Raw genomic sequence first — 8,158 nt, forward strand, 5'->3', positions numbered from 1 at the left:
GCCCGCAGGTGGTTCGGCGGCCGGTGCGGGCACCGCTGGGTCAGCCGGTGCCTGCCGGTGCGGGCACCGCTGGGTCAGCCGGTGCCTGCCGGTGCGGCCGGCTACCCGCCGAGGCGGCGCAGGAACTCCGCGCTCATGTAGCGCAGCCGACCGACGGTCGTGCGCGGGTCGTAGCCGAGCCTCTTCGTGATCGACTCGTGCCGGGCCTGCAGGGTCGAATGGTGCATCGCCAGCCGCCCCGCAGCCGCGCGGAGACTGTCAGCGTCGACGAGTTCGCGCAGGATCTCCGCGGTCACCGCGTCGAGGGATTCCAGGGCTGTGACGTCCGGGTGAGGGGTGGTGGGATCGTAGGCGCGGGCGAGGATGAGCATCGACCCCAGATCGGCTGCGTCGAGCACGGTTCCCGGTCCCTCGCCGAGGAGGCGGTGGGCGATGAGCGCAGCCTCCCACGAGTCCGGGGCCGAGTCTGCTCGGGTCCACGTGCCGATGCCGACGCGGGAGTGACCGTCCCACGCATGGTCAGCGGGTGCGACTCCGCCGCCGGAGTCCGCCGCCCGACCCGCCGCCGAACTGTCCGCGGCCCCGTCGGGGCGCACCTCGAGGGTCGCATGGAGGACGCCGAGCGGAGTCGGGACCGGGGCGGTCTTCGTCCAGCGCGGTCCCGGGTCGTCGTCGCTGAGGATGACTCGCACCGAGGCGCCGGGATCGATCCCGAGCCGCACGAGCGCCGTCCTCCGCTCAGCTACCGCCCGTTCGGCATCGACGACTACCTCGATCTCCCGCGTCGGCAAGTGCTGGGACGTCAGTCCCTCGAGGGCGACGCCGAGGCGATCGGTGATCATCGCATCGTTGGCGTGCGGGGTGCCCTCGCGGACCAGCCACACCGCACCCGACCTGAAGGCGACTGCGGATCCGCGGGGACGGTCGGCCGCCTCGGCGAGTCGCCTGCCGGAGGGATCGTACGCGGTCACCCTGCCGTCCACCTCGGCGACAGCCGGACAGCCGGCGAGCGCCGCAGCGGCACGCAGCAGACTCCCGAGCCCCGCCCCACGGGAGGTCAGCGCGTCGAAGTACCCGACGACCTTGAGCGTTTCGCTCGCCTCCGGGTCGAGGGCGGTGAGTTTTCCGAGGAGATCGCGCATATCAGCTCCGCTGTCCGATGACCCCATGGTAGGGCGCGGACCGCTGGGACCTCAACGGTCGCCGATCGTCCTCGCCACCCAGGAATCCCGCGCGGCAAGCGACGCCTGGCTCACCGCGGCGTGCGGGGCGAGCATCTCGAAACCGTGGAACCCACCGGCCCACACGTGGAGTTCGGCATCGACGCCCGCCTCCCACAGCCGCAGCGCATAGGCGACGTCCTCGTCGCGGAAGACCTCCGCGCTGCCGCAGTCGATGTACGTCGGCGGCAGGCCGGACAGGTCCGTCGCCCGCGCGGGTGCGGCATAGATCGAGACGTCCTCGGTGCCGACCCGATCGCCGAGGAGGCTCGACCAGCCGTAGCGGTTGCTCTCCCGCGTCCACGTCGTCCGCTCCGTGATCTGCGCCGCCGAGGCTGTGGCGTCGCGGTCGTCGATCATCGGGCAGATGAGCACCTGCCCGGCCAGCCACGGTCCCGACCGATCGCGTGCCAGCAGCGCAGTGCCCGCGGCGATGCCACCACCGGCGCTCGCGCCGACGATGATCATGCGATCGGGTTCGACGCCGAGGTCAGCGGCGTGCTCGGCCATCCACACGAGCCCCGCATACGAGTCCTCGACCGGGTAGGGGTCAGGATGTTCCGGAGCGAGCCGGTAGTCGACGGTGAGGACGACGGCATCGTGGTCGACGATCCACGGCAGAGTCTGCTGCACGCCGAGGAGGCGGTGGCCGGTGACCATCCCGCCGCCGTGGACGTGGTAGATCCCCGGGCCGGTTCCGGTGTGATCGGCACGGGAGAAGATCGTCCCGGCAAGCTCGGCGCCGTCGGAGACGGGGATGACGACGTCGCGACTGATGACTCCGAGGGCCGCGAGGTCATCGGGGTCGAGACCGGGCAGCTGCGCCCCGTCCGCATCGCGCATCGCGGCGGCGGTCTCCGCATTCATCGTCCCTGCAGGCAGGGACTCGAGCATCACCTCGAGCGCCGCGTCGAGCTCGGGGTCGTGAGGTGGTCGGGTCACGGTCATGGTTCCTCCTCGGTGAGTGAGTGGTCTCATCCATCCTCACCGCGGCAGGGAGCGGGCCGGAACCGCCGGATGCGGCAGATCCGGCCGACCCTCCCCGCCGATCGCGCGGTCCCCGCACTGGGCGCGCGGCTCCCCGCCGATCGCGCGGTCCCCGCACTGGGCGCACGGCTGCCCCGCCGCTTGCGCAGTCACTCTCACCCCCGACGGCAGGGCCTCACCCCCGACGTCAGAGCCTCACATCTGCCCGGTCGTCTGGAACCTCTCATGCCAGGACAGCGCCTCGGAGAGGAGGTGCGGGGTGTGCCGACCGTGCGGGTTCGCAGCGATCGCCCGGTCGAGGTAGTCGGTGAGCCGGTCGCGGAAGTCCGGGTGGGCGCAGCTGGCGATGATCCGGCGGGCCCGGGCCACCGGTGAGAGTCCGCGCAGGTCCGCCAGCCCCTGTTCGGTGACGAGGACCTGCGTGTCGTGCTCGGTGTGGTCGATGTGGCTGGCGAAGGGCACGATCGAGGAGATCGCCCCGCCCTTGGCCCGCGAGTTCGAGACGAAGAAGTTGAGATAGGCGTTGCGGGCGAAGTCGCCGGAGCCGCCGATGCCGTTGATGATCGAGGACCCCATGACGTGGGTCGAGTTGACGTTGCCGTAGATGTCGGCCTCGACCATCCCGTTGATCGCGACGACGCCGAGGCGGCGGACGGCTTCGGGATGGTTCGACATCTCCTGGGTCCGCAGGAGGATCCGCCCCTTGTACGACTCGATGTCCGCGTTGAACGCCTCGGCCCGCTCGGCCGAGAGCGAGAACGCCGTCGCCGACACCGAGGTGAGCTTGCCCGAGTCGATGAGGTCGAGCATGCCGTCCTGGATCACCTCGGTGTAGGCGCGCAGCCCCTCGAACTCGCTGTCGGCGAGGTTGGCCATGACCGCGTTGGCGACGTTGCCGACGCCCGACTGCAGCGGCAGCAGGGACGGCGGGAGCCGATCAGCGCGGATCTCGTGGCGGAGGAAGTCGACGAGGTGGGCGGCGATCGCCTGCGAATCCGCATCGGCCGGTTTGAACGGCAGGTTCCGGTCCGGGTGGTTCGTCTCGACGATCGCGACGACCTTCTCCGGGTCGACCCTCAGGTAGGGATCGCCGATGCGCTGCATCGACTCGAGGAGCTGGATCGGGAGCCGCTCGGGCGGGCGCCTGGTCCCGTAGTAGACGTCGTGGAAGCCCTCGTACGCCCGCGGATGCCACTCGTTGACCTCGAGGATGACTCTGTCGGCGAGGTCGAGCCACGTCTTCGAGTTCCCCACCGAGCTGCCGGGCACGAGCAGCCCGTTGGGCAGGATCGCCGCGACCTCGACGACCGCGACGTCGAGGTTCCCGTAGAAGCCGAACCATGCCTGCTGCGCCGAGTGGCTCAGGTGCGTGTCGATGTACTCCGTCTGCCCGTCGTTGATCGCCTGCCGCATGCGCGGATCGGACTGGAACGGCAGACGCCTGCTCACCGCCCCCGCCTCGGCGAGGATCCCGTCGAGCTCCGGAGCCGTCGAGGCACCCGTCCACAGTTCGACAGCGAAATCCCGGCCCGCGGCATGTTCGGCCTTCGCGTGCGCCGCGAGCGCCGGCGGCACGAGCTTCGGGTACCCGGACCCGGTGAACCCGCTCGTGGCGACCCGGTCGCCGTTCCTGATGTGCGCGGCCGCCTCAGCAGCGGTGACGACGCGGGGACGCAGGGTGGGGCAGGTGATCCTCGACATGTCCGGCAGTCTATCGAGGCCCCCGGCCTCCGAGGTGAGCGGGTGGGCAGCCGGCTCAGCCCCGCCCGAGGCCGGCGAGGAACTCCGGGGCGTAGAGGGCGATCCGCGCCTCGGCCGCGACACCGACGGCGAGCATGTCCTCGTCGACATCGAAGCGCTCCGTGTGGTGGCCCCACGAGGTCTCCATGCCGATCTGGAGGTACGTGGCCAGTCCCCCGCGCTCCTTGACCCGCTTCATCATCGCCGTCGCGTCCTCGGATCCGCCCAGGCCGCCGGTGTCCCGGATCTCGGCGACCCCGGGCACCCCGCTGAAGGAGGCGCGGATGAACGGCAGCAGCTCCGGACTCGGGGATGCCGTGTCGGCGCGCCCGACCACGGTGACCTCGTGGTCGACGCCGTGCATGAGGGCGGCACCGGCGACGACGTCGGCGGCGCGGGCGACCATGAAGTCGTTGATCTCGCTCGTCTCCCCGCGGGTCTCGACGGCGATGCGGGCGGTGCGCGGCACGACGTTGCGTCCCTCCCCGGCGGTGAACGTGCCGACGTTGATCCGGCTCGCTCCCGCCGAATGGCGCGGGATCGCGTGGAGGCCCAAGGTCGCCGAGGCGGCCGCCAGCAGCGCGTTGCGTCCCTTCTCCGGGTCGCCTCCGGCATGGGCGCCGACCCCGGAGAACTCCACGTCGAACTTCGTCGAGGCGAGGTACCCGTCGACGCCGGTGAGGACGCCGCCCTTGGCGTCGTCGGACTTCAGGTGGGTGGCGACGAAGAGGTCGACATCGTCGAACCACCCGGCCGCGACGATCGAGTGCGCGCCCCTCACCCCCTCCTCGGCGGGTTGGAAGATGATCTTCACGGTGCCCGTCAGGTCGGCGACCATGTCGGTGAGCACGCTCGCCAGCCCCAGCCCCATCGCCGCATGCCCGTCGTGCCCGCAGCCGTGCATCGCGCCGTCGTTGACCGAGGCGAACCCCTCGGCGAACGGCCGGTGGCTGTCGTCGGCGATCTCATTGAGGTCGTTGGCGTCGATGTCGAAGCGGAAGCACACGACCGGCCCGGGCCGTCCCGTCTCGAGGACGCCGAGGACCCCGGTGAAGCCCTCCCCCATCGACTCGACGAGCTCTGGATCCGCTCCCTGGTCGACGGCCCGTGCGCGGGCCCCGGCGAGGACGTCGGTCGCCGGCACTCCGAGGCGGGCCGAGGCCTCGTGGAGGTCGGGTCCGAAGATCGTCGCCCAGCCGAGGTCCCGGAGTGCTCCGATGATCGCCGAGGTGGTCCGAAACTCCGTCCACGCCGTCTCCGCATGCCGGTGGAAGTCCCTGCGCCAGCGGGTGAGATTCGTCCGCAGCTCCGTGGAGAGCGTCGGGGCAGGTGTCATCAGGAGGTCTCCTTCGCATCGGGGCGGGCGGTCGGTGGTGGACGCTGCGGTCTGGGCCGACAGCGGGTTCAGTGGACGTTGTGGGCGCGCATGAGCTCGGCCGTTCGGGCGTGGTCGCGGGCTTCGATGGCCGCGACGATGTCGATGTGGAGCTGGAGGCGCTCGTCGATGTAGTCATCCAGCGGCACCTCGGGGCCGGGCAGCACGTCGACGGTGTGGTCGTCCATGATCGCCATGATGTTGAGGTAGACCTGGCGCAGCAGCTGGTTCGGGGTGATCTCGGCGATGCGCCGGTGCAGGCACCAGTTGGCCGCGAGGAACTCCTGGGGGTCGCCGGCGGCGACGGCGGCGCGCATGTCGTCGATGAGGAGCCAGAGCTCGCGGATGTCGGTGAGCGAGCCGTGGTCGACCGCCTCGGCGGCGACGAGGGGCTCGAGCGAGTCGCGCACCTGCATGGCATCCGCGACCGTCGACGAGTCCGCGTCGAGGGCGAGGAGCGAGCTGCCGAGCTTCGCCATCGGAGTCGGCGCGGCCGCGAAGAGCCCGCCGCCGGGTCCCGGTCGCAGGGTGATGATCCCGCGCAGCTGCAGCAGGCGCAGGGCCTCGTTGAAGGTGCCCTTCGAGACACCGCATTCGGCCTGGATCGCTCCCTTCGTCCCCAGCCGTTGACCGGGCTCGAGACCCTCGGCGAGGGCGGCGACGATGTCGACGGCGCGATCGACCGACGAGGATGATCCCCGCGATGTCGTGACCATGCCGTCCTCCCCTCACCGGTGTGCTCCCGCCAGTCCCGAGGGTACCCGACCGTGGTGCTTGACAGCATGACGATCCGCGCGGCATCCTGGTTCCCAACAATTAATCATGATTAATTATGCTGAATTGCGAGACGTGCTTTCGCACCTCGGCGCTGAGACGGTCATGATCGGCATTCTCGTCCGAAGGAGAACGACGAATGAGCACTCGCACCACGCCTCCCGTCCGCACCGACGTCCTCATCGTCGGGGCCGGCCCGACCGGGCTGACGCTCGCGGCGATCCTCGCCCGTGACGGCGTCGACGCGCTGACGATCACCCGGTACCCGACGACAGCGCACTCGCCGCGGGCCCACATCACGAATCAGCGCACGATGGAGGTCTTCCGCGACCTCGGCTGCGAAGACGCCGTCATCGCCGCGGCCACGCCGAACCCGTACATGCGCAACAACGTGTGGGCGACGAGCTTCGCCGGTCAGGAGATCGCGCGGCTCGAGACGTGGGGCACCGGCAGCGCGCGCTCCGGCGACTACGAAGTCGCCAGCCCCAGCGCGATGTGCAACATCCCCCAGCACATCCTCGAACCCGTCATCGCCGAGGCGGCCCGCGACTTCGGTGCCGACATCCGCTTCTCCACCGAACTCGTCTCCGCCGTCGAGACCGCCGACGGCGTCGAGGCGACGGTGCGGAACCGGGACACCGGGGAGGAGTCGACGATCCTTGCGACGTACATCGTCGGCGCCGACGGCGGCCGGTCGACCGTCGCCGAGGAGTTCGGCTTCACCTTCACCGGCGAGTCCAACCTCGGGGCTGCGCTCAACGTCTGGCTCGAGGCCGATCTCACGAAGTACTGCGACTACCGTCCCGGCACGCTCTACTGGATGGCGCAGCCGGGCAACGACTACTGGGTGGGGTCGGGCACGTGGATCTGCGTCAAGCCGTTCACCGAATGGGTGCTGCTGGCGATGTACGACCCGGCCGAGGGCGAACCGGACACCGACACGGAGGCCCTCATCGCCCGGGCGCACGCGACGATCGGGGATCCCGACGTCGAGGTGACGATCAAGCAGGTCTCGAAGTGGCAGATCAACCACGTCGTCGCCGACGCCTACCGGCGGGGTCGAGCGTTCCTCGCCGGTGACGCCGCGCACCGGCACCCGCCGGCCAACGGCTTGGGCACGAACACGTCGATCCAGGACGCCTTCAACCTCGGGTGGAAGCTCAGCGCCGTCCTCAGGGGTGAGGCCGACGAGGCTCTGCTCGACACGTACGACCAGGAGCGGCAGCCGGTGGGCAGGCGCGTCGTCGACCGAGCGATGAAGAGCGTCGTCGACATGGGTCCGATCTCGAAGGCGCTCGGCTTCGCGCCCGGGCAGTCGGCCGAGGACGGGTGGGCGAGCCTCGAGTCCCTCTTCGACGACCCGGTCCGCCGGCAGGAGCTCACCGAGGCGATCGAGCTGCAGAACTACCAGTTCAACGCCCACGGCATCGAGCTCGGTCAGCTCTACGAGTCCGACGCCATCGTCCCAGCGGCAGGACCGACAGCGGGCCCTGACGTCGACGTCGATCTCGACCATGTGCCGTCGACGCGACCGGGCGCGCCGCTCCCCCACGCCTGGGTCGACCATGACCGTCAGCGCCTGTCCACCCTCGATCTCGTCGGGCGCAGCGGATGGACGCTCATCACCGGCCAGGCCGATGACGGCTGGGCCGAGGCCGCGGCGGCGGTCTCCCGCGACCTCGGCGTCGAGGTGAGGACGGCGCAGGTGAGCATGGGCGGGGACTACAACGACGTCCTGCGCCGGTGGGCGGCGGTCAGCGATGTCGACGATTCGGGAGCGCTGCTCGTCCGGCCCGACCGGATCATCGCCTGGAACAGTCCGACCCGACCGTCCGACCCGGAAGCCGCACTGCGGGAGGCCTTGACGACGGCGCTCGGGCGGGGGTCGTCGGAGTCAGGTTCGGAGGCGAACCGCGCTGCCGGAGAGGATTCCCTCGCCGAGGCGAGCCTCTGACCCGCGCCGACCGCGGAGGGACTCGGGCTCGGGTCGGTCCACCGCCTCGGTGCGGGCCGGTCCACCTCCTCAGTGGGGCAGCGGCGATCGCCGTGACGCGACAGCGCC

Annotated in this window: 6 protein-coding genes; 1 reads left to right on the forward strand and 5 read right to left on the reverse strand. The window is 70.7% G+C overall.

What is annotated here, in order from left to right; genetic code table 11:
- Positions 1–101 precede the first annotated feature (101 nt).
- The 5 genes from ABD154_RS11215 to ABD154_RS11235 form a co-directional block, all read right to left on the reverse strand.
- Entirely contained in the window at positions 102–1,142 is a 1,041-nt protein-coding gene (locus ABD154_RS11215; RefSeq protein ID WP_344251310.1) for a CdaR family protein, read from the reverse strand.
- A gap of 51 nt (positions 1,143–1,193) precedes the next feature.
- Positions 1,194–2,168, reverse strand: coding sequence for an alpha/beta hydrolase (locus tag ABD154_RS11220; protein ID WP_344251311.1), 975 nt, complete (start codon positions 2,166–2,168; stop codon positions 1,194–1,196).
- Between the two features lie 234 nt (positions 2,169–2,402).
- Positions 2,403–3,908 carry a succinyl-CoA:acetate CoA-transferase ScpC gene (gene scpC, locus ABD154_RS11225; RefSeq protein WP_344251313.1) on the reverse strand — a complete coding sequence of 502 codons (1,506 nt, stop codon included), beginning with the start codon at positions 3,906–3,908 and terminating at the stop codon, positions 2,403–2,405.
- A 55-nt stretch (positions 3,909–3,963) separates the two neighbouring features.
- Positions 3,964–5,283 carry an amidohydrolase gene (locus ABD154_RS11230; RefSeq protein WP_344251314.1) on the reverse strand — a complete coding sequence of 440 codons (1,320 nt, stop codon included), beginning with the start codon at positions 5,281–5,283 and terminating at the stop codon, positions 3,964–3,966.
- Positions 5,284–5,351: 68 nt separating this feature from the next.
- Positions 5,352–6,038, reverse strand: coding sequence for a FadR/GntR family transcriptional regulator (locus ABD154_RS11235; RefSeq protein ID WP_344251315.1), 687 nt, complete (start codon positions 6,036–6,038; stop codon positions 5,352–5,354).
- Between the two features lie 197 nt (positions 6,039–6,235).
- On the opposite strand from ABD154_RS11235, the gene ABD154_RS11240 reads away from it, so the two are divergent.
- A complete protein-coding gene (locus ABD154_RS11240) occupies positions 6,236–8,050 on the forward strand; it encodes an FAD-dependent oxidoreductase (RefSeq protein ID WP_344251316.1) in 1,815 nt (604 codons plus the stop codon).
- Positions 8,051–8,158: the final 108 nt, after the last annotated feature.

Origin of the sequence: Brevibacterium sanguinis, from assembly GCF_039528855.1 — a bacterium.
Taxonomy (GTDB): domain Bacteria; phylum Actinomycetota; class Actinomycetes; order Actinomycetales; family Brevibacteriaceae; genus Brevibacterium; species Brevibacterium sanguinis.

Bases quoted from the DNA above. Each gene is read 5' to 3' on its own strand.
- ABD154_RS11235 (WP_344251315.1), bottom strand. From the start codon at position 6,038: ATGGTCACGACATCGCGGGGATCATCCTCGTCGGTCGATCGCGCCGTC.
- ABD154_RS11220 (WP_344251311.1), bottom strand. From the start codon at position 2,168: ATGACCGTGACCCGACCACCTCACGACCCCGAGCTCGACGCGGCGCTC.
- ABD154_RS11215 (WP_344251310.1), bottom strand. From the start codon at position 1,142: ATGCGCGATCTCCTCGGAAAACTCACCGCCCTCGACCCGGAGGCGAGC.
- ABD154_RS11240 (WP_344251316.1), top strand. From the start codon at position 6,236: ATGAGCACTCGCACCACGCCTCCCGTCCGCACCGACGTCCTCATCGTC.
- ABD154_RS11230 (WP_344251314.1), bottom strand. From the start codon at position 5,283: ATGACACCTGCCCCGACGCTCTCCACGGAGCTGCGGACGAATCTCACC.
- scpC (WP_344251313.1), bottom strand. From the start codon at position 3,908: ATGTCGAGGATCACCTGCCCCACCCTGCGTCCCCGCGTCGTCACCGCT.